Raw genomic sequence first — 23,653 nt, forward strand, 5'->3', positions numbered from 1 at the left:
CCCGCTTCTTGCGAGGCGGGCTTTTTTATCGCCCGCGCAGGATGCCGATGACGATGTAGATGCCGAGGCCGAAGGAAAAGAGGTAGCCGAGCACGCCGAGCAGGGGGTAGCCGAATAGCTTGGGCTCTACGCCGGTGGTGATGACGAGCGAGCTACCGACGATCAGGGCGGCGATGATCACCGCGACCGAGAGGCGGTTGAAGGCGTGCCCGATCTGGTTGCCCAGTTGGTCGACGTGCTGGTGGTCGAGCTTCACCGCGAGGCGGCCGTCTTCGATCCGGTGGAGCAGGCGCTGGAGGTCGTTGGGTAGCTCTGCCACCGTACCCAGGCGCTCGCGAATCTCCGCCGCGCTATGCCGGAGGATCTTCCATGGGTTCCAGCGTTCCCAGGAGAGCTGCTGGATGTAAGGCTTGCCCACGCTGGCGAGGTTGAAGCCCGGGTCGATCTGCCGCGCCGACTGCTCGATCGAGATCACCGCGCGGGCCAGCAGCGTGTAATCGCGGGCCACGTTGATGCCGTTGGAGCCGAAGATGTAGATCAGGTCGAAGATCAGGTGCCCCAGCTCCTGCATGCGGCTGAGCGTCTGCTGGTGCTTGAATAGCGCCGCCACCACCTGCTTTTCCATCCGCACGCGGTCGATTCGGTGCGTGCCGCGGCCCATTTGCACCGCGATCTGCGTTACCTTCTCCGCGTCCTGCTCCTGGCAGGCGGCAAAGAGGTCGATCAGGTGGTAACGCATCTGGCGGGTCAGTTGACCAGCCAAGCCCCAGTCGATAAAGCATAGACGGCCATCGGGTGTCACCAGCAGGTTGCCGGGGTGGGGGTCGCCGTGGAAAAAGCCCGTCACCGCGATCTGGGCAAAAAACGAACGCCCTCCGATTGTCGCCAGCTCATGCGCCTCCTCCGGCGGCAGGGCCGTCTCGCCAATCGGCGTGCCGGCGATCCATTCCATCACGATCACGCGCGCGCCGCTGTAGTCGCCGAACACCCGCGGGGCGAAGACGTGCTCCGGGTCGCGGTTCAGCTCGTTGAAAAGCGCGGCGTTGCGGGCCTCGCGGGTAAAGTCCAGCTCGTCGAGCAATGCCTGACGCAGTTGCGCGACCACTGTGGGCAGGTCGAAGGGGCGCAGGCGCATGAACGACTGGTGCATGCGCTCGGCAAACCACGCCATGATCTCGAAGTCGGCCGCCACCTCGTCATGCAGATCGGGCCGCTGGATCTTCACGGCCACCTCGACGCCTTCGGCGCGAAGCCGGGCGCGGTAGATCTGACCCAGCGAACCGGCGGCGACAGGCGTGCGGTTGAATTCCGCGAACACCTGTTCCAGCGGCACCCCAAGGGTGTGTTCGAGCTGAGGCAAAAGACGCTCGAAGGGCAGGGGCGTCACGTTATCGCGCAACCGCTGGAATTCTTCGATCAGCTCGCGCGGCAGCACGTCGGGCCGCGTGCTGAGTAGCTGGGCACCTTTGATAAAAGTGGGCCCCAGCTCTTCGGCGGCAAGGCGGATGCGCTGCCAGAGCGTGTAAGGCCCCTTGACGGGCGGGGCAAGGCGACGCAACCAAGTAGCCGGAGCTTCGATACGCTCCAGTAACTCGTCGAATCGATACTTGAGCAGGACGGCGACGATCTCGCGGACCCGCTCGATATCGCGCAGGAGGTGCAGCGAGGCCAAGACCGTGCGGCCCTAGATCTTCGGATCGGTCCCGGCCACCGGCTTTTTCGGAGCGGCTTCCGGGTGGGGTTCGGAGGATGCACCCACGCCCGGCTCAGGGGCGGCGGAGGCGGCTCCCGTGGGCGGCACGGGGTTGTGGGCGGCGTGCACGGCCTGGCCCTCAAGGGCGGCGATGCGGGCCTCCAGCTTGTCGAGGTCGTATTGCGAAACCAGTTTCAGGCGCTTCACCATGTCGCGGAAAAACACGTCGGCTTGCGCGCGAGACTGTTCGTACTCGCCCTTGCTTTCGGTGAACATGTCGTCCATCGCGCGCTGTGCTTCTTCCGAAGACAGCTTACCGCGCTTGACGAGCTCGTTCATCATGTCTTCGACCTTTTCGGCCGTGACTACCGTCGCGCCGATCCCGGCCATTACCGTCTTGCGAAATAAATCCAACATAGCGGAGATAATCTACGGTGAAGCTCGCAAAACAGCAACGACAACCCGCGAATCGTTTCGCGGAGAGGGAAGAGGTGGGGGCGATATCCGAGTCTACCGCGATTGTTCGCTCTTTGCCTGCTGCACTGCGCGTAGTTCTCGATAGCTAATCCGGCGCACCCCGCGCTGATCGAGCAGGGCGGCTACGGTGGGATCGGTTAACGCTGCGGCATCGTGCACACGAATATCTGCGTGGTCGCGATCATAGCCGCGCAGTTCTTCCCCCTCCAAAACCGGATGGGCGAATAGTTCCGTCACGCCGCAAGGTAACACCGGGCACTCTACCAGGATCACATCGCGCGTGCGGCGCGGCCAAGTGTAAATCAGGTGATCGACTGATAGAATTCCCCTCGCCTCTGCCATCTCACGGGCCGGAAAAGCCGGTTGCAGCGGGAGGCGAATCGGAACTTTGAGCTGCTCGGCAAGGTCCAGATAGATCGTAAATAGCTCTGGGCTGGCGTGCAGAACGTCCATGTGCGTGTCGATATGGGTGACATCGACGCCCCACGCCAAAGCTACATCGATCTGAGCATGACATTCTGCGCGGATGTCTTCGATCTTCTGTTGACCAAGAGCAAGTGCAGTCGTTGCGGGGAGAAAGCCCCCGGTGTCGCTTAGTGACGCTGAACCGGTCAGGCTCCGCCAGCGATAGCCCGCGTATTCGCTGGTTAAGGTCAGGTGGACGCCAACCGGCAGGCCCTCGAACATCCTCGCCGCCTCGGCTGCCCAAGGGCAGGGAACCATGAGGGACGCGCTGGTGGCGATGCCGTAGGCCATGGCCCGCCACGCGGCAACGTTGGCGCTGTGGCTCGACCCTACATCATCACAGTTGACGATGAGAAGCCGAGCGTCGGGGGAGTATCCTAGCCGCTGGGCAAGCGAAAGCATCATCAATCCATTTGGATATATTTGACTACGCGCCTCTCGCCAGGCTGAGGTCGTAGTCTTTCCAGACGGGCTCGTATCCTTGTTGGCGGATCATTTCGGCCACGACGTGGGGGGAGCGGGTGTCGGAGATGTGAAACTGCTCACCCTCCTGCGCGGCCTTGGTCTGTACCCATTGCTCTTCGTCGTACGTGCTGTAGCCGCCGGGCTCGGTGCTGCTGCCTGCGCTCATGTGCGTCACGCCCAGGCGCACGAGGCCATTACGCAAGGCCGGGTGCTCGCGCGTGCTCAGCGAGATGGCGGCGTGCGGCAGCAAGAGGCGGAAGGCGGCGATGGCCTGCACGAGGTCGCGGTCGAACATATGGAACTCCGGGTTGGGCGTCCACGTGCCCGCCGCCGGGCGCATCCGGGGCAGGGCCACGCTCAGTTGGGCGCGCCAGCAGTGGCGGAGCAGGTGCAGGCCGTGCGCGGCGGTCGCAAGGGCTTCATAGCGCCAGTTGTGCAGGCCGAAGAGCGGGCCGATGCCGACGCGCTTGAAGCCGGCTTCGTAGCCGCGTTCCGGCGTATCGAGGCGGAAATTGAAGTGCTTCTTGGGGCCGGCGGGGTGCAGGCTGGCGTAAGTCTCGGGATGGTAGCTCTCCTGATAGCAGATCAGGTTTTCCGCGCCCGCGTCGACGATGCTACGGTAGGCCTCCGTCTCCAGCGGCCCCAGTTCGATCCCGATGTTGGGCATGATGGGCAGCAGCTCACGGATCACTTCGGCGACGTAGCCGTTGGAGACATACTTCGGGTGCTCACCCGCCACGAGCAAGAGCGCGCGGAAGCCCTTGCGGGTCAGCTTGCGCGTCTCGTCGACCACCTGGGGCAGGGGCGTGGTGATGCGGGGGATCTGGTTGTGCCGCGAAAACCCGCAATACGTGCAAATGTTGATGCACTCGTTGGACAGGTAGAGCGGCGCAAACATCCGGATCGTCTTGCCGAAGTGCTTTTGCGTCAATCGCATGGAAGCACCGGCGAGGGCTTCGAGGTGCGGCTGTGCGGCCGGGGAGATGAGGGCGGCAAACTCGATGAGGTTCGTCGCCCGCCCGCGCGCGATCACGCGCTGCACGGTCTCCTCGGAGGTGTCGAGCGACTGCTGCACGAGCGCTTCGAGCGGCAAAGTGGGGAGGACGTCGGAAAATCGCATGGGGAAAGGAAAAATGAACAGGAGTTAAAAAGAGTTAAAAAGAGTCAGAATTAGAGAGATCCTAAGATTCCAGTTTCTGAAAACTCCTTTTCACTCTTTTTAACTCCTGTTCCAAAGCATCTTCTATTTTAGCCCAGGAACGCCGTCAGCGGGCTGGTGGCTTCGGCTTTGGCGTGGGCGGTGGGGAGGCCGAGCTCGTAGGCGGTGCGGCCAGCCTGGACGGCGGCGGCGAAGGCGCGGGCCATCTGGGCGGGGTTCGAGGCGACGGCGATGGCGGTGTTGACGAGCACGGCGTCGGCCCCGAGTTCCATCGCCTGGGCTGCGTGGCTGGGGGCACCGATGCCGGCGTCGATCACCACGGGCACGCGGGCCTGCTCGATGATGATGCGTAGCTGGGCGACCGTTTCGAGGCCGCGGTTACTGCCGATGGGGGCGCCGAGCGGCATCACGGTGGCGCAGCCCACGTCTTGCAGGCGGGCGGCGAGGACCGGGTCGGCATTGATGTAGGGCATCACCGTCCAGCCTTCGTTTACCAGCACCTCGGCGGCCTTGAGCGTCTCGATCGGGTCGGGCAGCAGGTAATTCGGGTCGGGGTGGATCTCGAGCTTCACCCACTTGGGCAGACCGGCGGCGGCGGCGAGGCGGGCAATGCGGATGGCTTCCTCCGCATTCATGGCGCCGGCGGTGTTGGGTAGCACCAGATAGCGGTCTTGCTCGAGGTAATCGAGGATGTCGGCAAACTCGTCGGGCCCCTGCAGGGCGGCACGCTTGAGCGCGACCGTTACGAGGCCGGTGCCACTGGCCGCGCAGGCTTCACGCATGAAGTCGCCGGAAGGAAATTTGCCAGTGCCGACGAAGAGGCGGGAGGTGAACTCGCGGTCGCCAATTCGCAGCGGTTGCGTCGTCAACGCATCGATCATATCCCGCTAGTCAATCACGCCCGCCCCGGTTTTGGCAAGGGCGGGCAGCGGTCAATTGATGGCGAGGCAGGAGGGTGGGGCGCTAAAACGCTTCCACGTCGGCATTCGCCTTCTTCTTGATCTCGTCGAACGGGATATCGTTGTTCGTGCGCAAGAGGTAGACGGGCTCCTTCGTCTTGATCCACACCTGTTGCTCCTTGGAGAGGCGGGCGGGGACGGCTTCACAGGCTTCGGCGATCGTCTTTACCGGCATGCGGCGACCCTTGGGGGTCGTATTGAACTCGTAGGCGGCGCGCACCACGCGTTCTTCGGCCGAGAGCGGCGTGTCGTCTTCAGGGATCTGGACGATCCAGCCGGTGAAGTCCTTGCCCTCCAGCTCACCGTTGGGGTCGGACACGATCACGACAAACTGCTTCTTCACCCGTTCCGTCGGCGGTTTCTCGGCATCCATCAGCTTCATCTCTTCTTCAATGTCGCCAATGATCGAGTCCACGCGGCGGGCTTCGATTTCGTTGCGCTGCAAGATATGTTTGACCAGGTCGAGGTCTACTTTCGCCATGAGACTACTGTGCGGTTCGGTGGGGAAGGGAAAAGCAAAAACTGGCGCCCGCCTCAAGAAGTAGGGTTGAGCGCGCCAGGATTGCAGGATGCAGGCATTAGTGAGGCTTTGATTGCAAAATACCCTAGCTGAAAGAGCGCCCGCAGCCGCAGGTGCTTTCTGCATTGGGGTTTTGGATTGAAAAACCTTTGCCCATCAGCCCGTCGTCAAAATCGACGACCGAGCCGCTGAGGCGTTCGAGGCTCTTGCGCTCGACGAAGATGGTGATGCCTTCGCTCGTCACGGCCTCGTCCTTGGGGCCGGCGGCCGCCATCGTCATGCCGTATTCGAAGCCGCTGCAACCGCCGGAGGTGATGAACAGGCGCAGCGATTCGCCGGGGTTGGCCTGGCCTTGCAGCTCCTGCACCTTGCGGGCCGCACGTTGCGTTAAAGTAATCATGCCCTTAATAAATCCTGATCGGGGTGGGCTGTCAATCGGCGCCTGAGCCCTTGCAGCAAGTCGTGTGCTAAGGACGAGAATTGTATCTTGCCAGCAAGGGTTTTCTTTCTGCACAATGCGGGACGTGGGTCATGTGAAACACCTGAAAGACCGTCTCGCTTACCGCCTCGTCCGGCCGCTGGCCGAAGGCGGTATGGGGGTCGTCTATGAGGCAGAGCAGCAGGGCGCGGGCGGCTTTCGCAAGCGCGTTGCGATCAAGATCATCCGCGAGGAATACTCGGCGGTGCCGGAATTCCGGAAAAATTTCGTGGGCGAGGCTCGCCTGGTGGCCAACCTGATCCACACCAACATCGTCCAGACCTACCACCTCGGCGAAATCCTCGGCCAGTATTATATGGTGATGGAATTCGTGGCGGGCATGAACCTGGAGGAGTTCATCCTCCAGCACCGCGCGCTCGGCCAGCAGGTGCCGGTGGATCTGGCGGCGTTCATCGTCTCGCGCGTCTGCCGCGGCCTGCGCTACGCCCATACCAAGACCGATGAGCAGGGCGAAAACCTCGGCATCGTCCACCGCGACGTCAACCCCCGCAACATCCTCATCGCCTACGAGGGCGACGTGAAGCTGACCGACTTCGGGATCGCGAAGGCCGTCAACCTCATGTACAACAAGGAGGGCGACGTGATCGCGGGCAAGGACGAATACCTCTCGCCCGAGCAGGCTCGCCGGGAGGTGACCGACGAGCGCGCCGACATCTTCTCCTGCGGCGTGGTGCTCTTGGAGTTGATCTGCGGCGTCAATATTTTCGAAGCCGAAACAGGGCTGCGCACGCGCCAGAACATCCTGAGCATGTCGCTGCCCCGCATCGCTGATTATAACCGCTATTGCGACCGCCGCCTGGAGGCCATCGTGCAGCGTGCGCTCGCCCGTAAAAGGGAGGAACGCTACCAGACGGCACAGGAAATGCTAACAGCGCTGGAGCTATATCTGTACAGTGATGGTTACGGCCCGACCAACGAAAAGCTGGCGTCTTACCTCCAGCAGATCTTTGCCGACGGCAAGGCCTACGAAGACGATGTCTCTCGGCGGCCCGGCTCGTTCGGCCTGTCGGCTCCGCGCACCCTCTAACACCTCTTCCTCGTAACACCCGATGCCTTCCCAAGGACTCTCCCAAGTCCAGAAACAGACCCAGTCTCTGGTTCTCGCCCCCCAGTTGCGGCAGAGCCTGAAGATCCTGCAAGTGCCCACGCTCGAACTGCGCAACGTCATCCTCGAGGAGCTGCAAACCAACCCGGCCCTCGAAGAGCTGCCGATGGACGAGATGAGCCTCGAAGCCCATGTCGACGACAAGACTGAAAAGGCGGAGCAGAAGGAGACGGAAGAGACCGCGCTGAGCGAAAACGGCACGACCGATGGCGATCTCGATTTCAGCGACGAGTTCAACATCCTGCGCAAGCTCGATGAAGATTGGCAGAACTACTTCCGCGAAGAGGCAGGCGAATACGAATTTACGAGCGACGACGCCAAGCGCCGCCAGCATTTCTTCGACTCCCTTACCGGTGATACCTCGCTCCAGGAAAATCTGATGGAGCAGGCCCGCCTGCAGGAAGCGGACGACGAGACGATGGCTGGCCTCGAATACCTCGTGGGCAGCCTCGACAACAACGGCTTCCTCAACCTCAAGCTCAACGATGTGGCCCTGCTGGCCAACCTGCCGTTGAAGAAGGTCCAGGAGGCCGCCCGCCTGCTCAAGACGCTGGAGCCGGCCGGCATTGGCGCGGAGAACATCCGCGAGTGCCTGCTCATCCAGCTCAAGGCGCAAAACCGCGGCAAGAGCCTCGCCGCCAGTATCATCCGCGACCATTGGGACTTGCTCAAGCGCCGCCGCCTGCCCGACCTCGCCCGCAAGCTCGGCGTCTCGGTCGATATGGTGCAAAGCGCGGTGGAAGAGATCAGCCGCCTCGACCCCGCGCCGGGCCGCCGCTTCAGCGACGACACCAACCGCGTGATCGTGGCCGACGTGACGGTGGAGCAGGACGACAACGGCGAGTGGATCATCCACCTCAACAACGATTACATCCCCCGCCTGCGCATCAGCACCGCCTACAAGCAGATGCTCGCCAAAGGCGTGCTCAAGGGGAAGGAAAAGGAATACATCCAGGACAAGTTCCGTAGCGGCAAGTTCCTGATCAACAGTATCGAGCAGCGCCAGCAGACGATCGAGCGCATCACCCGCGAGCTGCTCAAGTTCCAGTCCGACTTTTTTGAATACGGCACCAGTCAGCTCCGCCCGCTCACCATGAGCCAGGTGGCCGATGCCGTGGGCGTGCACGAGACGACGGTCAGCCGCGCCATCGCCAATAAATACATCCGCACGCCGCAAGGGGTCTTCGAGTTCAAATACTTCTTTACCCCCGGCTATCAGGGGCAAGACGGTCAGGCGGTCTCCAACAAGTCCGTCAAGGAGCGCATCGGCAAGATCATCGAAGGCGAGCCGCCGAACAAGCCCTACAGCGACCAGGCGATCGTCGAGATCCTCAAGGAAGAAGGCGTCAGCATCGCCCGCCGCACCGTGGCCAAATACCGCGAGGAGATGGGCATCCTGCCGACGAATCTGCGCCGCCGCTACGCTTAACGGTTCGCACGCATTTTGTTAGCTTCTAGGGTGTATCGGTGTTAACCTTCGCCGGTTCTGCGTTGCACTCTGCGTTGAGGTTGCTAGACAGTTATTCCTCCCCTTACAGCTCCCTTCTATCCCCTTTTCAGATGTTTGTTGAAGATTCTCCGGATCAGCCTCCCCGGCTGCTCGTAGATGCGTCGTCTCATCGCGTGCAGGTAGGCGTGCTCAATGCCAATGGCACCTGGCGCGCCTTTCAATCGGCCGAGGGCGACGCCCTCGAAACCATTTTTGCCCTCTCCCGGCAGGTCTTGGACGAATCGAGCCTCACGCTCGGCGATGTGCAGGGCTTCGTCCATTGTCAAGGCCCCGGCTCGGTTCTCGGTTTGCGCCTGGCAGCCATGGCGATCGAAGGCTGGCGGGCGGCGGCCAGTGTGGCACCCCTGAGCCTGCACGGCTATTACAGCCTCGCGATGGCGGCGGCTCTTCACCATGCACGCACGCGCGAGCAGGCCTTTACGGTGATCTCGTTTTTCCGCCGCGGGCAATACAACACCCTGCGCGTCGATTGCGGCGAGTTGGGCCCGCTGGAGCTTTCGGACTTGGACGAGCTGCGGCTCGAAAGCGAAGCCGCTCCGCTCCTGCACCTCCCGCAGCGCCGCGTGCGCCACGAATTGCCCGAGAACACGCGCGAGCTGGATTACGACCTGCGCGATTTGCCCAAGGCGCTTGCGCTCTACCACGATCTGGTCGAGCCCCTGGAGCGGGCAGGGGCCTATATGCCGCAGGAGCCGGAGTTTGCCCGATGGTCCGCAGAGCGTCATCGCTAAGGCGTTAGAGCAAGGTTTTTTACAATTTAGGCAGGTGTTTCATAGGTTATAAACCCTATTGGCGAGGTCAAAAGACGGAAGTAGGTGGCGATCTAGGGTGATCGTGACTGATATGCTTCACGCTAATACTCTCTGTTTCACCAGCCTGGGCTTGCTCGCCCTGGCCGCCTCTGCCGTAGAAGGTGCCTACACCTGGAACGACTTCCAATTTGGCGCTTTCGCCAGTCAGGGCTACTTCCAGAGCACGGACAACGACTACTTGGGCGATTCGGAAGACGGCTCGTTCGATTTCCGCGAATACGGGGTCAACGTCTCCTGGTCCAAGGGCAAGTTCCGGGCCGGTGCGCAAGTGTTTGGCCAGAGCCTCGGCTATTATGGCGACGACGAGATCATGCTCGACTGGGCCACGGCGGACTACCAGTTCAGTCAGCAGTTTGGCTTGCGCGCCGGGCGGGTGAAGATGCCGCGTGGCCTCTACAACGAGACGCTCGACCTCGACATGCTGCGCCCCTTCGTCTTCCTGCCCGCCAGCGTCTACGACCCTCGCCTGCGCGACTTCAGCTCGGCCTTCAACGGGGCCATGGCCTACGGCAACGTCGAACTCGGCAAGGCTGGCAGCCTCGATTACAAGATCTTCGGCGGCGACATCCCGATGTCGATCGACTCCGGCGCGGCCAACTACTTCAACAACGACGTTGACTACCCCGTGACTTCGATGGCGATGGACGCCATCTATGGCGGCTCGCTGTTCTGGAACACTCCCGTGGTCGGCCTGCGCTTCGGCTACTCCTACAGCGCCTTCAAGGGCATGGAGTCCACCCGCTTCATCGACGTGCCTCCGCTGAGCTTCTACATTTACAAGGAGTCGGGCACCTACGAGCGCCAGCTGCTCTCGGCCGAATACGCCACGGGCGACTGGGTCTTCGCCTTCGAGGTGGGCCACGATTACACCCGCGCGGGGGTGACGACCACGAGCCCGTTTTATCCGCCTTTTGCCGGCACCAACGAAAGCACCTACGGCTACGTGTCCGCCGCCCGTCGCATCAACGACTGGCTCGAACTGGGCGCCTACTACAGCTACTCGAAGGATACCGCCGAGGTGACCGGGTTCGACCTGACTCTGCCGGATCTGGAGCAGCACGATTTTGCCATCAGCGCCAAGTTCGACGTCACCAGCTACATGATCTTCAAGCTGGAAGCGCACTACATGGACGGCGTGGGCAAGATCTTCAGCTCCTACGAGCATCCGCAGCCCTTCGACCAGCGCGAAGACAACTGGATGTTCTTCGCCGCCAAGGTCTCGTTCTACTATTAAACCTTTGCACCGTCCAATGCACAAGCTAACCCACACCATCCGCCTGCTCTCGCTGCTGGCCGCAGCCTGCTTACCGGTCGGGCTCCTGGCTGAACCCGTCCTGGTGGGCGGCAGCGCTTTCGCCGGGCAAACGTTGTCCGTCGACGAGATCAAGGCCGTGCTCATGGGCAAGAAAGTCACGATCGGCAACACCCGTGTCATCATGCTTATCGCCAAGGAAAGCGCGGCCCAGGACACTTACCTGACAGAGCGCCTCGGGATGAAGACCAGCCAGTTCCAGAACCTCTGGCGGCGCCTCTTCATGACGGGGGGCGGCTCGGCCCCCATGATGGTCGATGACGTTGCTGCCGTGGTGCAGGAGCTCAATACGACCGCCGGCGCGGTAGCGATCATCGACCGCGCAGAAGCCGAAGAGCTGAACGTGCTGCAGGCAAAATAAGCACAAATCTTTGGAGGAAGAGCTGATCGAGGTCGTTCAAGGGGAGCGATTCTTCCCGGTTCTTCTGCTTGGGCCCGTTTCCAGCAAGGGGTGGAAACGGGCCTTCCATTTGGTTGCGAACTGCTACGAAATCGACTGGAGTTCGTGGGGCCCGAGCGGTTAAGCTGCCGGTATGTCACGGGCTCCGGAAAAGTTGCGGGCGTGGGCGGAAATCGACTTGGGTTCGCTGGAGCGCAACCTGGCCAGCATCCGCGCCGCGCTGCCTCCCTATCTCAAGTACATCGCGGTCGTTAAGGCCGACGCCTACGGGCATGGGATGCCGGCGGTGGCGACGCGTCTTATGCGGGGCGGGGCCGACATGTTTGCCGTGGCCAACCTCGCCGAGGCGGCGGCATTGCGCGAGATCGGGACCGGCTGGCCCATCCTGCTGCTCAGCGCCGTGCTGCCCAGCGAAGACCGCGATTTGCTGACCTACCAGGCCACGCCCACCGTCTCCGGCTACGACGAGGTAGAGCGCTTCGGGCGGCTGGGAGAGCTGCAGGGCCGCCCCTTCAAGGTGCACCTCAAGGTGGATACCGGCATGGGGCGCCTCGGCATCTGGCACGAAGAGGCGCGCGGGCTCTACGACGCCATCCTCGCGCATCCCTTCCTCGCGCTGGAGGGGATTTACACGCACTTCTCCAGCGCCGACGTGGACAACGTCTACACGGTGGAGCAGCGCGACTTGTTTGTGCGCACGCTGCAAGGCTTCCCCGGGCTGGACCCGCGTCAGGTGCTCATCCATGCCGACAACAGCGGCGGGCTGGAGACCTTCCCGCGCTCGGGCATCTTTCGCGGCGTACGCATCGGCCTGCTGCAATACGGGGTGGGGCCGTACCCGCGCTCGTTGCTCGGCAGCGCCAAGGTGTACCCGGTGTTCAGCTTCCACGCACGCGTTGGGCTGGTCAAGGAGCTGCCCAACGGGGCCAGTATCAGTTACGGGCGCAGCTACACGCTCAAGCGGCGCTCACGCCTCGCGATCCTCACCGCCGGGTACGGCGACGGCGTGCCTACCACCCTCAGTAACCGTGGCGTGGTGCTTATCTGCGGCCAGCGCTGCCCCATCGTGGGCCGCGTGACGATGGACCAGACGATCGTCGACGTGACGGAGCTGGGCGATGCCGTGCGCCCCGGCGAGCTGGCGACGCTGGTGGGCACACAGGGCGAAGAGCGCATCACGGTGGTAGAGTTTTCGCGCATGTCGGGCCAGGTGCCGTGGGAAGTCTTCTGCGGCGTTACCAAGCGCGTCGAACGCCTCTATAAGACGGACACGGCGGTTTAGGCTCTTTTGCTCATTTGCTGCTTCGCAAGTATTTGAATCTAAACTTTCTGTTGAACGGGCAGATATATAAGATACCCCCAGCTTCGATTCTGCTGTCATGTCGATTTTCCAAAATCTCCTGCGCAATACGGGCCTGATCAAGGACCGACCGGTTTCCAAATCTTCGACCTCGAAGGAGGCCCCCGCGTCGCAACCCGCCAGTCGCATCGATTTTAGCCAGGAGAGGCCGGAACTCGACCCCAAGGAGGGCCTGCGGCAAATCACCTCGCGCTACAACCGCAACGTGGGCGATTGCCTGCCGGTGGGGCGCAGTCAGGTGTTGGAGAGGGTGCGCGTGCTGGAGAGCCTGCCTTCGCTCGCCTCACTTACCCGCACCCTGCAGGAAAACCTCTCCGACAAAGGCGCGGATCTGGAGCGGGTGACGAGCGTGATCGAAAAAGACACCGCCCTTACCAGTCGCATCCTCCGCCTGGCCAATAGCGCCTACTTTACGCAGGGCGAGCAGCTCACCTCCGTCTTTGAGGCCGTCGCCCGCCTCGGGATGACGCAGATCCGCAACATGGTGACGACCCACCGTGTGTTGCAGGACGCCCAGCACCTCGCCCCTAACTTCAACTGGCGCGTGCTCTGGATGCACAACGTGGCCGTCAGCATGGCCTCCGAGGACTTGTGCGACATTCTGGGCCTGGAGACGCCGCCCTTCCTCGCCGCTGGCGGCCTCGTGCACGACCTGGGCAAGGTTATCCTTTCCGATCTCTACCCCGACCACTACCTGCGGGTGCTCACACGCGCCTACGAGACGGCGCGCCCGCTGGTGATCGAAGAGCGCTCGCTTTTCAGCACCGACCACGAGGAAGTGGGCGCGGTCTTTGCCCGCGAGAGTGGCTTCCCGGAGAATTTGACGGCCATCATCGCCTTCCACCGTGCCCCGGAAAACGGCGGCGACTACGCGGTGCAGGCCTCGGTGGTGCAGCTCGCGAATTACTTTGTGAAGGTCTTCGGCCTCGGCTTCAGCGGCGACCGTACCTTCGCGGTCGATCACTACTCGCAGCTCAGCGGCTGGAAGGTGATCCGCGAGCAGTCGCATGCCTCCAACCTCCGCTACATCGAGCAGATGGACTCGCTGCTCAAGGTGAGCCTCGACACCTCCCGCTCCAAAATCCAGCGCGCGCTGCGCACCTGGTTCCAGTAGGGGGCGTCATGCCGGTACCGTCAGGCTCTGGCCGTTGTCTTCGGCGGAGAGACTGAGGATGTAGGGCACGGCCGTCGCGACCCAATCGGCCGGGGTGGGGCGGTCTTCGGCCGCGCGGCCCCAGATCGTGCGCAGCATCTCGGTATTGACCGTGCCCGGGCTCAGCGGGATTACTGCCATGCCGGCAGGCACCTCCTGCGCCACGGCTTTGCTCAAGCCCTCGATCGCCCATTTGCTCGCGCAATACGGGGCCATCTCCGCAATGCCCATGCGGCCGGAGCCCGAGCTGAGGTTGATCACGATGCCGCTGGCGAGGGCGATCATCGCTGGCAGGAAGGCTCGCATCACGCGCGTTACGCCCAGCACGTTGACCTCGAACAGTTGCGCCAGCTCTTCTTCCGAGATCTCCCAGAGCGGTTGCTTGCGCAGGATCACCGCAGCGTTGTTGATCAACAGGTCGGGCGGCCCGCCCTCGGCCAGCACACCCTCTGTCCAGGCCGCAACCGCTGCCGGGTCGGCCACATCGACGCGGGCCCATTGGTGGGGCGCGCCGTGGGCAGCTTGCAGCTCGGCCACGGCCTCGGCGTTGCGCCCGCAGCCGTAGACGGTGTGCCCTGCGGCGATGAAGCCCTCCGCCAGCGCACGGCCGATGCCCTTCGTCGCGCCGGTGATCACGATTCTACGTTCCGCCATGCTGCGACTTTAGCCCGAGTCGGGGCGGAGGTAAAGGCACGCGTGGCAGCTTTGCGCAGGGTGGCGACGCTTTCCGGTTGTGCTGATCGCGCGCGTGCGGCAGCTTTGGGCGCATGGACCTCGTCAATAACTTGTCGATCGCGGAAGAAGTGGCGCGCAAGGCCGGTCGCCTGTTGCAGGAAGGGCGGGCGCAGCTCAACCGCGTGAAGGTGGAAGAAGGCCACGACGTAAAACTGGCCGCCGACATGGCTGCCGAAGAGCTGATCCGCAAGGAGCTGGGCGGCACGGGCTTCCCCATTATCGGCGAGGAGCAGGGCGGTGACGGCGACCTCGTGGACGGCGATGCCTTTTACTGGATCGTCGACCCGCTCGACGGCACCCACAATTACCAGCGCGGCCTGCCGCTCTATTGCGTGAGCATCGCCCTGATGCAGGGCCTGCAGCCCGTGATCGGCGTGATCTACGACGTGGAGCACGACGAGATGTTTACCGGCGGGCCGGAGCTGCCGCTGCTGCGCAACGGCGAGCCGGTGGAGCCCCAGTGGGCGGAGTCGCGCAAAAAGGCCTCCATGTCGACCGGCTTCCCCAGCGTCTACGACCACGGCACGGAGTCGGTCCAGGCCTTTATCGCTCATGTGGGCGGCTACAAGAAGGTGCGCATGATCGGCACCGCCGCCATCGCGGTGGCGTGGGTGGCGTGCGGCCATTTCGACGTCTATTACGAGCCCTGCGTGCGCTTGTGGGACGTGGCAGCGGGCTTGGCCCTGGTCGAGGCCGCTGGCGGCGTCACCATCATCCGCCGGAGCGACACCAGCCACTTCCTCGCCTTCGACGTGTGGGCTGCCGGTCGCGACGATCTTTTGCCCGACGGCGTGAGCCTTTAGCCGCCGCTGCGATGCAATAAAAGGCGCTTTACCGCCTCCGACGCCAAGGAATGATTTATCTGATTCGCCAAGACGGGCAGCAGGAAGGCCCCTACCCAGACGAGGCCGTGCAGGGTATGTACCAGCGCGGCCAGCTGCCGGCCGGTACGCTCTACTGGAAGCAGGGCATGGCCGATTGGGCCCCCGTGCACGATCTCTTCGACGCACCTCCGCCGCTGCCCGAAGATCGTCCTCCGCCCGTGCCGGACTTGCCGGAGCCGGAGCCAAACCCCATCTACGAGCGCTCGCCGGAGCCGCAATGGCGCGCGCGCCGATCTGTCGGCCCTCGCCGCTGGGTGCGCGATGTGCCCGACATGGCCAAGGCGACCTTGATCACCCTTTCGATCATGTTCGGGCTGGGCCTGGTCATCGCAGGGTTCAACTTCGTGGCGTGGCTGCAGCTTAGCGCCGCGCGCGATCTGGAGCTGGCGCAGGGGCTGCAAAGCGTCGGGCTGTTCTTCGACCTGTTTCGCACCGTCTGCTTCCTCGTGTCGCTGACGTGCTTCCTCTTCTGGTTTTACCGCTCGCAGGTCAACCTGCGGGCCTGGGGGGCAGACGACTTGAGCGGCAGCCCGACGAGCACCGTGCTGTGGTTCTTCGTGCCCTTCGCCAACCTCTTCTTTATCTACAAGCACGTCTGCGAGCTGTGGAGGGCAAGCGGCGCGCCGCTGGACTGGCGCGACCAGCCGCTGAGCCGGATCGTGCCGTATTGGTGGATGCTGTGGGTGAGCGCCTATTTCGTCGGCGCCATGTCGGCCCAATTCATTACCAAGGTGGATCCATCGGTCGACGACCACCTGATGTTCTACCTCCTGGCGGCGCTTGCGGAACTGATCCGGGTCGGAGCCGCCTGGTTTGCCATCCAGCTCGTGAAGGGCATCACCGCCCGGCAACAGGCACTGGTGGAAGCGGAGTAAGAATTCCCGCTCCCCAGTGGGCCATTTGCTTTCGCCTTCAGGTCTACTCTTGCAGGCCGTGGAGGTTGGCCATGGAGATGCCGCTGAGCATGGAGCCGATGATGCCGAGGAAGCCTTGGTCGGTGCCGGCCAGCACGAGGTTGTCGAGGTGGGTGCGGCCGTCCTTTTGCTTGTGGGGCGCACCGTAGATGGCGCCGCCGAGGTGGCCGGTAAACTTCGTCACCGTGCGCGGGGTAAACATATCGGTCGCGAGCGTGTGGGCCGCCAGATCGACGCCGGCAGGCAGGGGCGGGAGGAAGCGTAAGGCACTCTTTTGCAGCTCCGCATACCAGTGCTGCTTGCGGGCGCGGTAGGCCGCCTCTTCCAGGCTGGTCCAGCGGCTGTAATTCGCCAGCGCGGTGACGCGCAGGAGGCCTTCGGGCAGCTCCTGGCCATCATCGTAGCGGTAGTTGTTGGGCAGGCAGATGACGCCGCTGCGCGGGTCGACTTCGTCCGCCGGGGCCTCGTAGCGGAAGCGCTCGCTGTCGTTGAAAAAGATGATCGTTTCGTCCCAGCCCAGCTCACGCGGCTGACGGTCGAGCACGGTAATGGTTTCGCAATAGCTGAGGGGCCCGATGTTGTCCTGGCCCGCGTCGGCGGGTCGGTCGTCGCAGAGGCGCTGGGTCTCGACCAAACCGGCGGTGGAAATGACGAGATCGGCCGTGAGGGTTGTGCCATCGTCCAGCTCGACGCCCGTCACGCGCTGGCCGTCGCTATGGAGCTGCCGCACGCCGCACTTCATCTTGCGTTGCCCGCCCACCTCGCGGAAGCGTTGCAAGAGGGCCCGGATGATCACGCGCACGCCGTCGAAGGGCCGCGCGAAGCCCTCCTCGAAGAGCGCCTTCCACATGATGACGAACTGATCCCAGTCCATATCGTTTTCGCGGGCGCTGCCGTAGTAGCACAGGGGGCAGAGCAGCATGTCGACCAACAGCGGGCTGAGGCCATGCTGGGCCAGCACCTCGCGCGAGGAACCGGCCTTGGCCCCGTAGTCGAACTCGTTGTGCTCCAGCACCGCCTGGCGGAGGGCGCGGAAGCGGTCGATCTCGGCGGGGAAGGCGCGGGCCACTTCGGCCTCGAGCACGGCAAAGTCGTTGGTGAAGCGGAGGTCGTGGCCGGGGAAGGCGATGCGGCTGCCCACTTGTTCGCGCAGCTCAAAGGCATCGCGCGGGATGCGGAGCTGGCGGCAGAGCTTGGCCAGCGGTGTGCCCTTGCGGCCCGGCGGCACGTAATTCGTGACCGCGTGCAGGCCTACGTCGTATTTGCGCCCATCGAGCGCGTAAAAGCTGTTCAGGCCGCCCGGGGCGTTGTGGCGCTCGACGATCAACACCCGGCGGTCATACATCGCGAGGCGGATGCCGGCGGCGAGGCCGGCCATGCCGCAGCCAATGATGATGGCGTCGTAGTGGCGGTCGGGGGTGGGGGCGGTGGTGTCGGTCGAGGCGGCCAAGGCAGTCAAAGCGGGCGTGAAGGGTTTGGTTGCAACGGTTGCAACCGCCAATCTTGCGCTTCAGTGCGTGGGGGCAAGCCGGAACCGCCGCCTACGCGCCAGCCTTAGTTCATCGTGCGCTGCAGCTCCAGCTTGGCGCCGCCCGCATCGGTGAGGGATTGGCTGAGCTTTTCTTCGATGCCGCTCAGCACGTCGCCCTTGTCGTCGCCCGACTGGTTGATCAGGGAGACCATGGCCATGGTGCCGCCGGGAGGCACGGCGAGCGAGACGCGCACGTTGGCGCCGCCGCCCTTTTTCTCCCAGATGGTGGTGGGAGGGCGCGCAGGGATGCGCTCGAAGCCCTGCTGCTTCATCACCGCCTCAAATGATTGCATGACCTTGTCGCTGGTCAGGTCGGCGTTGAGCTTTACCGGCTTGTATACACCAAACCAGGAGGCCGATACTTGGGTGGCCAGGGCGGCCAGAAGGGCAAGCAGCAAAAAGGGCTTCATCATGGATGCGGAAGGGAAGGGTGGAATCCGGCCAAGGATTACAACGCCAAAATCGACCGGAAGTAGCGCCACTACAGCGTTTTTTGAGAATTAGGGGTAGGAGAGAAAGTTAGGGGCAGTGCTGACCCCTTTCTAAGGTCGTGATCACGTTGTTCAAGCGATAAGCGCAACGAACTTACAGACTTACGGCGCAGGCGGCAAATCGGGGCACAAAAAAGCCCGGGCGGGCCGGGCGAAAAGGAAAGGGACGGTGCAGACGCCGGGTTAGGCGCCAGCGGCTTCCTTGGCGTTGAACTTGGGCGTCAGATACTCCGCGCAGCTGTCCAGGGAAGCCAGTTGGGGGTAGTCTTCTTCCGGGACTTCGATGCCGTGCTGCTTGCGCAGCTCCATCACGATGTCGAGAAAGTCCATGGAGTCGAGGTCGAGCTGGTCGCGCAAGCGCACATCGGGCTTCACCTCGCTCAGGTCCTCATCGGGGGCAATTTCGGCGATGATGTCGAGGACCACCTGTTTGCACTCTTCTTTGGTCATAATTTCTCCGACGATTATGCATCACCCCACTGCGTGCAACCTTTTTCACTTTTCGGGCGTTGATCCATGCAGGCACCCGGAAGCGTATGGAAAAATCGCTACGGGGGTTAGGGATCGGGCGGCGCCGCCGATTAAAAATGGAGTTGTTCCCGCGCCGGATACCCCATAAAAGAACTGCCACACACGCTTTGCCATGAAATCCGAGCTCTCCAACCTCTACCAGATGGACCGCCCTCGCGAACAGGAAGCGGTCGGCTCGCTGGTAAAGATCTTTGGCCCGCGCAAAGCCGCCGAGGTCTGGGCTCAAGCTTGTGAAGCCCAAGGATTTCATCAGCCGCGAGCCGAGTTGAGCCCCCCGGAATTGATGTCGGTGGCAGAGCAGTTGTGTCGTGAGGCGAGTCTGGTCGGGCTGGTCGGCCAGTCGCTGCGTATCCGCCTCATGGTTTACGATCAAGTGACCCGCCACCATCCCGCCGCGCCGTATGAAAACTGACCCTTTGCACGACGCCGACCGCCTGAGCGAGATCGCCCGCCTCGATATTTTTGCCCCCGAGGTGCGCACGATGTTGCAGGCCTATACCGAAGAGGCCGCCCTGCGGCTGGGCCTGCCCTTGGGCCTCGTGACGGTGGTGTTCAACGAGGTGCAGTATTTTGCCGCCAGCCACGGGCTCCCCGACGGCTGGATGAAGGAAGTGCAAGGCACGCCCGTCGAGTGGTCGTTCTGTCGCTTTGCCGTCGAAGGCAATTGCTCTCTCGTGATCGAAGACGCGACTCGCGACCGGCGCACGCAGAACAACCCGCTGGTGGCGATCGACCACGTGCGGTGTTACGCGGGCGCTCCTCTACGCACTAGCGCCGGCCACACGCTCGGCACCCTCTGCGTGGCCGGGGTCGACGTGCACGAATTCCAGCAGGATGATATCGAGGTCTTGCAAAGCCTGGCCCGCGAAGTCGTGGAAAAGCTCGAAGCCCGCGCCGCTAGCGAGGCCTAGGGGGAATCAAGAGAGATTTAGTAGAGGACGAGAACCCAAGGCTGGCCTTCAATGCCAAGCTGGCGGATTTTGTCCGCTTCCGCCCTCAACCTGGTGATAATAGTACGCGTATTGCAGTTTCCCATCTTAACCAGAACGACCGCTGGTGGGTAGCCATGCAGTTGAGCCCAATCGCCAAAGTCGGTATCTTTGGAAACGATGCAGAAGCCGTTTTCTTTGGCATACTTCCACACTAGGCTGTCTTGACGGCATCCAGTCCAAGTGACGCCACATGCATGGAACCGGGAAAGTCGTGCGTCAGAATTTCCGCGATTCGCGGCGCTAGGTTCTGGTCTAGCAGCAGCTTCATGCCGATGCTAGCAACTGCGTGCGTTCACGGTCCGCCGCATATTCAAGGCAGGCTAGAATGTCATCCTTTTCCAGATAAGGGAAGTCAGACAGAATTTCATCAGTTGACATGCCAGAGGCCAGATAGCTGAGAATATCGTAAACGGTAATTCGCATGCCGCGAATACAGGGGCGCCCGCCACACTTTTCAGGCTCAATGGTAATCCGTCCCCGATAATTCATGGAAGGAGCGTAGCAGGGACCTTGAAAATTGGCAAGAGTCTCCCGACCTACGGCTGCACGATCTCTTCGGGTGGGGGGCGGTTGGTTGGGGCTTGATGGTGGGGCTGGAGGTATTTGCGCTTTATCAGGCGCCAGGCGACGACGAAGAAGGCCGTCAGCGGGATGGCGAGGACCATGCCCAGCAGGCCGTTGAGCGCCACGCCCCAGAAGAAGATCGCGATGATGATCGTGAGCGGGTGGAGCCCTGTTGTTTCGCCCATGATGCGCGGAGTCAGCACGTAGCCTTCGAGCATTTGCACCGCGACGAAGATCCCGAGGGCGATGCCGACAAGCGCGATCCCGCCATCGGGCTGGAAGAACGCGGTGGGCAATACGGTGCCCAAGCCGATGATCGTGCCGAAGTAGGGGATGATGTTGAGGATCCCGGCCAGCAGGCCCAACACGAGGCCGAATTTGACGCCCGCGATGGAAAAGCCCGTGCCCATCAGCACGCCCATGATCAGGCCGATCACCAGCTGCCCGCGGAAGAACGCGACCATGCTGTTGGCAAACTCGCGCAGGAGGAAGATCGCGTCTTCGCGCCAGTCCTGCCGGATGAAGCTGAGTTGGTCGTCGAGGTCGGCCCCGGGGTCGCGGTCGGTCTTGAGGAAAAAGAAGAGGTAGACGGGAATGATCGCGATGCCCGCCAGCAGGCCGAAGATCGAGCCCAGCCACGTGCCCAGTTGGTTGACCGCCGGGAAGGTGAGGCGGGCGAGCTGCCCGGCGTAGTCGCCCAAGCTCGTGGCCAGCTTGGTCGCCAGCTCACGGTCCACATTTTCCTGCAGGAAGGCCGACACCTGCGGGTAGTGGCGGGCGAGAAAGGCGCGGGCGTTGTCGAGAATCTGCGGCAGGAAGTCTGCAAATGCCACCGTCTGCCGAATGATTTCGGGCAACACCAGCCCGATGAGGGCGGAAGTCAGCAGCAGGATCAGCAGGTAGATGATGACGATCACCGTGATGCGGCCCGCCTTGAGTCGCCTTTGCAGGCTCAGCGCGAGGGGCCGTAGCACGAGGGCGAGGATGCCGGCGGCGGCCAGCGGCCAGAGCACGCTGGAAAAAGTCTGCACAAACGCGCGCAGCAACAGGAAGATGCCGGTGAAGAAGGTCGCGATCAGCGCCACGGCCAGGAGGGCCAGCGCGATGCCGACAAGGCGGCGTTGCCAGGGCGAGAGCAGGGGCGGGCGAGGGATCGCAGGCTCAGACGACATACTGCCCTAACATGCGCACCGCGCGGCCTTTGTCGACTCGAAGGCGCGGCAGGAGGACTATAAACCACACCGAGAATTAGAACAGCAGTTAAAAGAGTGAAAAGGAGTAAGAGCCGGAATCCCGCTCCTTTTCCTCCATTCGGGAACGCTCCGATGGCCAGATTACGCTTTTCAACTCCTTTTCACTCCTGTTCTAATACCTGTTCCGATGTCCTCTTCCTCCCAACCGCGTGCCACGGTGCACACGCTCGGCTGCCGCCTCAATCAGGCGGAGAGTCAGGTGTTGCGCGACCGGCTGGAGCGCGACGGCTATCAGGTGGTGCCGTGGGGCGAGCGGGCCGATCTCGGGATCATCAACACCTGCACCGTTACGCGCGAGGCCGACGCGAAGTGCCGCAAGACGATCCGCCAGTTTATCCAGCGCAACCCGCAGGCCTTTACCGCCGTCATCGGTTGCTACTCGCAGATGGGGGCCAAGGCCATCGCCAGCATCGAAGGCGTCGACCTGATTGTGGGCAACCAGGATAAGCTGAGCGTGCTCGATCACGCCCGCCTGGGCAAAAACGAGCGCCCCGTGATCTTGCGCGAGCGCATCAGCGGCGAAGACTTCGCCGTCACCTTTGTCGGCGATCTGCCGTCGACCCTGCGGGCCAACCTCAAGATCCAGGACGGGTGCGACTTTTACTGCAGCTTTTGCATCATCCCCACTGCCCGGGGCCGTGCCCGGTCGCGCGATTGGGACAATACCCTCGCCGAGGCCCGCCAACTGGCTGAAAACGGCGTGCGCGAGGTCGTGCTGACGGGCGTCAATCTGGGCACCTACGCCTCACAGGGGCACGATCTAGTGGCGCTGGTCGATGCGCTTGACGAGCTGCCGGGGCTGGAGCGCATTCGTATCTCCAGCATTGAGCCGACCACCGTCGACCTCGCCTTGCTCGACCGTATGGCCGATCCGGCACATGCCCTCGTGCCCTACCTGCACCTGCCGCTGCAGAGCGGCAGCGATCCCATTCTCCAACGGATGCGCCGCAAATATACGGTGGCCGACTACGCTGCCTTTGTGGCCGAAGCTCAGCGGCGCGTGCCGGGCCTGTGCCTGGGCACGGACATCCTGGTCGGCTCCGATGGCGAAACAGAGGCGCACTTTCAGGAGACCTGCGACTTCTTTCTGGCGCAGCCCTTCACCTACTGCCACGTCTTCCCTTACTCGGAGCGCAAAGGCACGCTGGCGGTCAAGCGGCAGGAGCACGACCCGGCCTGCGTCGTGCCGGTGGAAGAGCGCCAGCAGCGGGTCGCTCGCCTGCGCCGCCTCAGCGAGGCCAAGCGCCACGACTTTTACGCCCGCTACCTTGGGCAAGAGGTGGAAATCCTCGTCGAGCAGCCCCGCGAAGACCGTTGGCCCGGCTACACCGCCAACTACGTCCGCGTCTTGGCCGAAGCCGATACGTCCTTCGGCGACCTGCGCAACCAGCTCGTGCGCGTCCGCCTCGACCGGATCAGCGCCGACTTCGCCGAAGGCGAGGTCGTAGGCGTGGCGGAGAGGGCGCTTGCAGGGGCTGTCTAACGAACCGCTCATCCTGGCACCACAAGGGTGCTGTTTCTGGGCAAGCTCGGTAACCGGAAGTCTCCGCTACGCTTCGAAATCCGGCTAGTTGCTGGCATCCTACGGATGCAGAGCGCGAGACCAGCATCTACGTTGGCCTTCGCATCGAAAGTCGCAGACTGATCAACACGGACGAGCAATGGCTGGGCCTCCTCGCTGGGCCGCGCCACACCCGCCAGCGGGATACGCTGAAACGAGATATTCTGGCGATGTTGGCTGACTGGGCCAAAGCATCCGCAGGATGCCAGCTGCTAGCCGTGATGTCGCCGCAGGCGACTTCCGGGAGATGACGCAGTACGACCTGCACCCCGAAGCGGGTGCCAGCGCCAATCCCCCTGCCCAAAAAT

The 23,653-nt window shown here is 62.9% G+C and carries 25 protein-coding genes; 12 read left to right on the plus strand and 13 right to left on the minus strand.

The features are described 5' to 3' along the window. Positions 1-25 precede the first annotated feature (25 nt). From Q7P63_02400 to Q7P63_02430, 7 genes are all read right to left on the minus strand, one after another. The gene (locus Q7P63_02400) at positions 26-1,672 is read right to left on the minus strand and encodes an AarF/UbiB family protein (GenBank protein MDP0498927.1); all 1,647 of its coding nucleotides are present in this window, start codon (positions 1,670-1,672) and stop codon (positions 26-28) included. A 12-nt stretch (positions 1,673-1,684) separates the two neighbouring features. Beyond that, on the minus strand, positions 1,685-2,110 hold the full coding sequence (locus tag Q7P63_02405) for a hypothetical protein (protein ID MDP0498928.1): 426 nt from the start codon (positions 2,108-2,110) through the stop codon (positions 1,685-1,687). Between the two features lie 93 nt (positions 2,111-2,203). Next, positions 2,204-3,037, minus strand: a complete 834-nt coding sequence (locus Q7P63_02410) for a ChbG/HpnK family deacetylase (protein ID MDP0498929.1) — start codon at positions 3,035-3,037, stop codon at positions 2,204-2,206. 25 nt (positions 3,038-3,062) lie between these two features. After that, a complete protein-coding gene (thiH, locus tag Q7P63_02415) occupies positions 3,063-4,220 on the minus strand; it encodes a 2-iminoacetate synthase ThiH (protein MDP0498930.1) in 1,158 nt (385 codons plus the stop codon). Between the two features lie 128 nt (positions 4,221-4,348). After that, a complete protein-coding gene (locus tag Q7P63_02420) occupies positions 4,349-5,140 on the minus strand; it encodes a thiazole synthase (protein ID MDP0498931.1) in 792 nt (263 codons plus the stop codon). A gap of 82 nt (positions 5,141-5,222) precedes the next feature. Beyond that, positions 5,223-5,699 carry a hypothetical protein gene (locus Q7P63_02425; GenBank protein MDP0498932.1) on the minus strand — a complete coding sequence of 159 codons (477 nt, stop codon included), beginning with the start codon at positions 5,697-5,699 and terminating at the stop codon, positions 5,223-5,225. A gap of 124 nt (positions 5,700-5,823) precedes the next feature. Further along, positions 5,824-6,138 (minus strand): iron-sulfur cluster assembly accessory protein, encoded by a 315-nt coding sequence (locus Q7P63_02430; GenBank protein ID MDP0498933.1) that lies wholly within the window; start codon positions 6,136-6,138, stop codon positions 5,824-5,826. 124 nt (positions 6,139-6,262) lie between these two features. Between Q7P63_02430 and Q7P63_02435 the strand changes: the two genes are divergently transcribed. The 7 genes from Q7P63_02435 to Q7P63_02465 all read left to right on the plus strand — a co-directional run bounded on the left by Q7P63_02435 (position 6,263) and on the right by Q7P63_02465 (position 13,850). Further along, positions 6,263-7,264 carry a serine/threonine-protein kinase gene (locus Q7P63_02435; GenBank protein MDP0498934.1) on the plus strand — a complete coding sequence of 334 codons (1,002 nt, stop codon included), beginning with the start codon at positions 6,263-6,265 and terminating at the stop codon, positions 7,262-7,264. 22 nt (positions 7,265-7,286) lie between these two features. Further along, complete coding sequence (rpoN, locus tag Q7P63_02440) at positions 7,287-8,771, plus strand: RNA polymerase factor sigma-54 (GenBank protein ID MDP0498935.1); 1,485 nt, start codon at positions 7,287-7,289, stop codon at positions 8,769-8,771. 131 nt (positions 8,772-8,902) lie between these two features. Then, complete coding sequence (locus Q7P63_02445) at positions 8,903-9,583, plus strand: hypothetical protein (protein ID MDP0498936.1); 681 nt, start codon at positions 8,903-8,905, stop codon at positions 9,581-9,583. 112 nt (positions 9,584-9,695) lie between these two features. Continuing rightward, complete coding sequence (locus Q7P63_02450; GenBank protein MDP0498937.1) at positions 9,696-10,898, plus strand: hypothetical protein; 1,203 nt, start codon at positions 9,696-9,698, stop codon at positions 10,896-10,898. Positions 10,899-10,914: 16 nt separating this feature from the next. Then, positions 10,915-11,337, plus strand: a complete 423-nt coding sequence (locus tag Q7P63_02455) for a hypothetical protein (protein ID MDP0498938.1) — start codon at positions 10,915-10,917, stop codon at positions 11,335-11,337. Positions 11,338-11,509: 172 nt separating this feature from the next. After that, positions 11,510-12,658 (plus strand): alanine racemase, encoded by a 1,149-nt coding sequence (gene alr, locus Q7P63_02460; protein ID MDP0498939.1) that lies wholly within the window; start codon positions 11,510-11,512, stop codon positions 12,656-12,658. Between the two features lie 97 nt (positions 12,659-12,755). Continuing rightward, positions 12,756-13,850 carry an HDOD domain-containing protein gene (locus tag Q7P63_02465; GenBank protein MDP0498940.1) on the plus strand — a complete coding sequence of 365 codons (1,095 nt, stop codon included), beginning with the start codon at positions 12,756-12,758 and terminating at the stop codon, positions 13,848-13,850. A gap of 6 nt (positions 13,851-13,856) precedes the next feature. Here Q7P63_02465 and Q7P63_02470 read toward each other — a convergent pair whose 3' ends face one another. Further along, complete coding sequence (locus Q7P63_02470; protein ID MDP0498941.1) at positions 13,857-14,543, minus strand: SDR family NAD(P)-dependent oxidoreductase; 687 nt, start codon at positions 14,541-14,543, stop codon at positions 13,857-13,859. Positions 14,544-14,656: 113 nt separating this feature from the next. Between Q7P63_02470 and Q7P63_02475 the strand changes: the two genes are divergently transcribed. Together Q7P63_02475 and Q7P63_02480 are read left to right on the plus strand one after the other, a co-directional pair. Further along, the gene (locus tag Q7P63_02475) at positions 14,657-15,427 is read left to right on the plus strand and encodes an inositol monophosphatase family protein (protein ID MDP0498942.1); all 771 of its coding nucleotides are present in this window, start codon (positions 14,657-14,659) and stop codon (positions 15,425-15,427) included. Between the two features lie 50 nt (positions 15,428-15,477). Beyond that, on the plus strand, positions 15,478-16,383 hold the full coding sequence (locus Q7P63_02480) for a DUF4328 domain-containing protein (GenBank protein ID MDP0498943.1): 906 nt from the start codon (positions 15,478-15,480) through the stop codon (positions 16,381-16,383). 43 nt (positions 16,384-16,426) lie between these two features. Here the strand turns inward: Q7P63_02480 and Q7P63_02485 are convergent, their stop codons facing one another. The 3 genes from Q7P63_02485 to Q7P63_02495 form a co-directional block, all read right to left on the minus strand. Beyond that, a complete protein-coding gene (locus Q7P63_02485; GenBank protein MDP0498944.1) occupies positions 16,427-17,872 on the minus strand; it encodes an FAD-dependent oxidoreductase in 1,446 nt (481 codons plus the stop codon). A 104-nt stretch (positions 17,873-17,976) separates the two neighbouring features. Further along, complete coding sequence (locus Q7P63_02490) at positions 17,977-18,366, minus strand: hypothetical protein (protein ID MDP0498945.1); 390 nt, start codon at positions 18,364-18,366, stop codon at positions 17,977-17,979. Positions 18,367-18,627: 261 nt separating this feature from the next. Next, positions 18,628-18,894, minus strand: a complete 267-nt coding sequence (locus tag Q7P63_02495; protein MDP0498946.1) for a phosphopantetheine-binding protein — start codon at positions 18,892-18,894, stop codon at positions 18,628-18,630. Positions 18,895-19,087: 193 nt separating this feature from the next. On the opposite strand from Q7P63_02495, the gene Q7P63_02500 reads away from it, so the two are divergent. Then, entirely contained in the window at positions 19,088-19,387 is a 300-nt protein-coding gene (locus Q7P63_02500) for a hypothetical protein (GenBank protein ID MDP0498947.1), read from the plus strand. Then, positions 19,377-19,886: a GAF domain-containing protein gene (locus Q7P63_02505; GenBank protein MDP0498948.1), complete on the plus strand. Its 510-nt coding sequence runs from the start codon at positions 19,377-19,379 to the stop codon at positions 19,884-19,886. Before Q7P63_02500 ends, Q7P63_02505 begins: the two co-directional genes overlap by 11 nt. A gap of 345 nt (positions 19,887-20,231) precedes the next feature. Here the strand turns inward: Q7P63_02505 and Q7P63_02510 are convergent, their stop codons facing one another. Both Q7P63_02510 and Q7P63_02515 read right to left on the minus strand, forming a co-directional pair. Then, complete coding sequence (locus Q7P63_02510; GenBank protein ID MDP0498949.1) at positions 20,232-20,456, minus strand: DUF433 domain-containing protein; 225 nt, start codon at positions 20,454-20,456, stop codon at positions 20,232-20,234. A 47-nt stretch (positions 20,457-20,503) separates the two neighbouring features. After that, on the minus strand, positions 20,504-21,703 hold the full coding sequence (locus tag Q7P63_02515) for an AI-2E family transporter (protein ID MDP0498950.1): 1,200 nt from the start codon (positions 21,701-21,703) through the stop codon (positions 20,504-20,506). A 208-nt stretch (positions 21,704-21,911) separates the two neighbouring features. Here Q7P63_02515 and mtaB point away from each other — a divergent pair, with 208 nt between their 5' ends. Continuing rightward, a complete protein-coding gene (gene mtaB / locus Q7P63_02520) occupies positions 21,912-23,267 on the plus strand; it encodes a tRNA (N(6)-L-threonylcarbamoyladenosine(37)-C(2))-methylthiotransferase MtaB (protein MDP0498951.1) in 1,356 nt (451 codons plus the stop codon). The last annotated feature ends 386 nt before the right edge of the window (positions 23,268-23,653 follow it).

This window comes from Verrucomicrobiota bacterium JB022 (assembly GCA_030673845.1).
Classification (GTDB): Bacteria; Verrucomicrobiota; Verrucomicrobiia; order Opitutales; family Oceanipulchritudinaceae; genus WOUP01.

Bases quoted from the DNA above. Each gene is read 5' to 3' on its own strand.
- Q7P63_02405 (MDP0498928.1), bottom strand. From the start codon at position 2,110: ATGTTGGATTTATTTCGCAAGACGGTAATGGCCGGGATCGGCGCGACG.
- Q7P63_02410 (MDP0498929.1), bottom strand. From the start codon at position 3,037: ATGCTTTCGCTTGCCCAGCGGCTAGGATACTCCCCCGACGCTCGGCTT.
- thiH (MDP0498930.1), bottom strand. From the start codon at position 4,220: ATGCGATTTTCCGACGTCCTCCCCACTTTGCCGCTCGAAGCGCTCGTG.
- Q7P63_02420 (MDP0498931.1), bottom strand. From the start codon at position 5,140: ATGATCGATGCGTTGACGACGCAACCGCTGCGAATTGGCGACCGCGAG.
- Q7P63_02425 (MDP0498932.1), bottom strand. From the start codon at position 5,699: ATGGCGAAAGTAGACCTCGACCTGGTCAAACATATCTTGCAGCGCAAC.
- Q7P63_02430 (MDP0498933.1), bottom strand. From the start codon at position 6,138: ATGATTACTTTAACGCAACGTGCGGCCCGCAAGGTGCAGGAGCTGCAA.
- rpoN (MDP0498935.1), top strand. From the start codon at position 7,287: ATGCCTTCCCAAGGACTCTCCCAAGTCCAGAAACAGACCCAGTCTCTG.
- Q7P63_02445 (MDP0498936.1), top strand. From the start codon at position 8,903: ATGTTTGTTGAAGATTCTCCGGATCAGCCTCCCCGGCTGCTCGTAGAT.
- Q7P63_02450 (MDP0498937.1), top strand. From the start codon at position 9,696: ATGCTTCACGCTAATACTCTCTGTTTCACCAGCCTGGGCTTGCTCGCC.
- Q7P63_02455 (MDP0498938.1), top strand. From the start codon at position 10,915: ATGCACAAGCTAACCCACACCATCCGCCTGCTCTCGCTGCTGGCCGCA.
- alr (MDP0498939.1), top strand. From the start codon at position 11,510: ATGTCACGGGCTCCGGAAAAGTTGCGGGCGTGGGCGGAAATCGACTTG.
- Q7P63_02465 (MDP0498940.1), top strand. From the start codon at position 12,756: ATGTCGATTTTCCAAAATCTCCTGCGCAATACGGGCCTGATCAAGGAC.
- Q7P63_02470 (MDP0498941.1), bottom strand. From the start codon at position 14,543: ATGGCGGAACGTAGAATCGTGATCACCGGCGCGACGAAGGGCATCGGC.
- Q7P63_02475 (MDP0498942.1), top strand. From the start codon at position 14,657: ATGGACCTCGTCAATAACTTGTCGATCGCGGAAGAAGTGGCGCGCAAG.
- Q7P63_02480 (MDP0498943.1), top strand. From the start codon at position 15,478: ATGATTTATCTGATTCGCCAAGACGGGCAGCAGGAAGGCCCCTACCCA.
- Q7P63_02490 (MDP0498945.1), bottom strand. From the start codon at position 18,366: ATGATGAAGCCCTTTTTGCTGCTTGCCCTTCTGGCCGCCCTGGCCACC.
- Q7P63_02495 (MDP0498946.1), bottom strand. From the start codon at position 18,894: ATGACCAAAGAAGAGTGCAAACAGGTGGTCCTCGACATCATCGCCGAA.
- Q7P63_02500 (MDP0498947.1), top strand. From the start codon at position 19,088: ATGAAATCCGAGCTCTCCAACCTCTACCAGATGGACCGCCCTCGCGAA.
- Q7P63_02505 (MDP0498948.1), top strand. From the start codon at position 19,377: ATGAAAACTGACCCTTTGCACGACGCCGACCGCCTGAGCGAGATCGCC.
- Q7P63_02510 (MDP0498949.1), bottom strand. From the start codon at position 20,456: ATGAATTATCGGGGACGGATTACCATTGAGCCTGAAAAGTGTGGCGGG.
- Q7P63_02515 (MDP0498950.1), bottom strand. From the start codon at position 21,703: ATGTCGTCTGAGCCTGCGATCCCTCGCCCGCCCCTGCTCTCGCCCTGG.
- mtaB (MDP0498951.1), top strand. From the start codon at position 21,912: ATGTCCTCTTCCTCCCAACCGCGTGCCACGGTGCACACGCTCGGCTGC.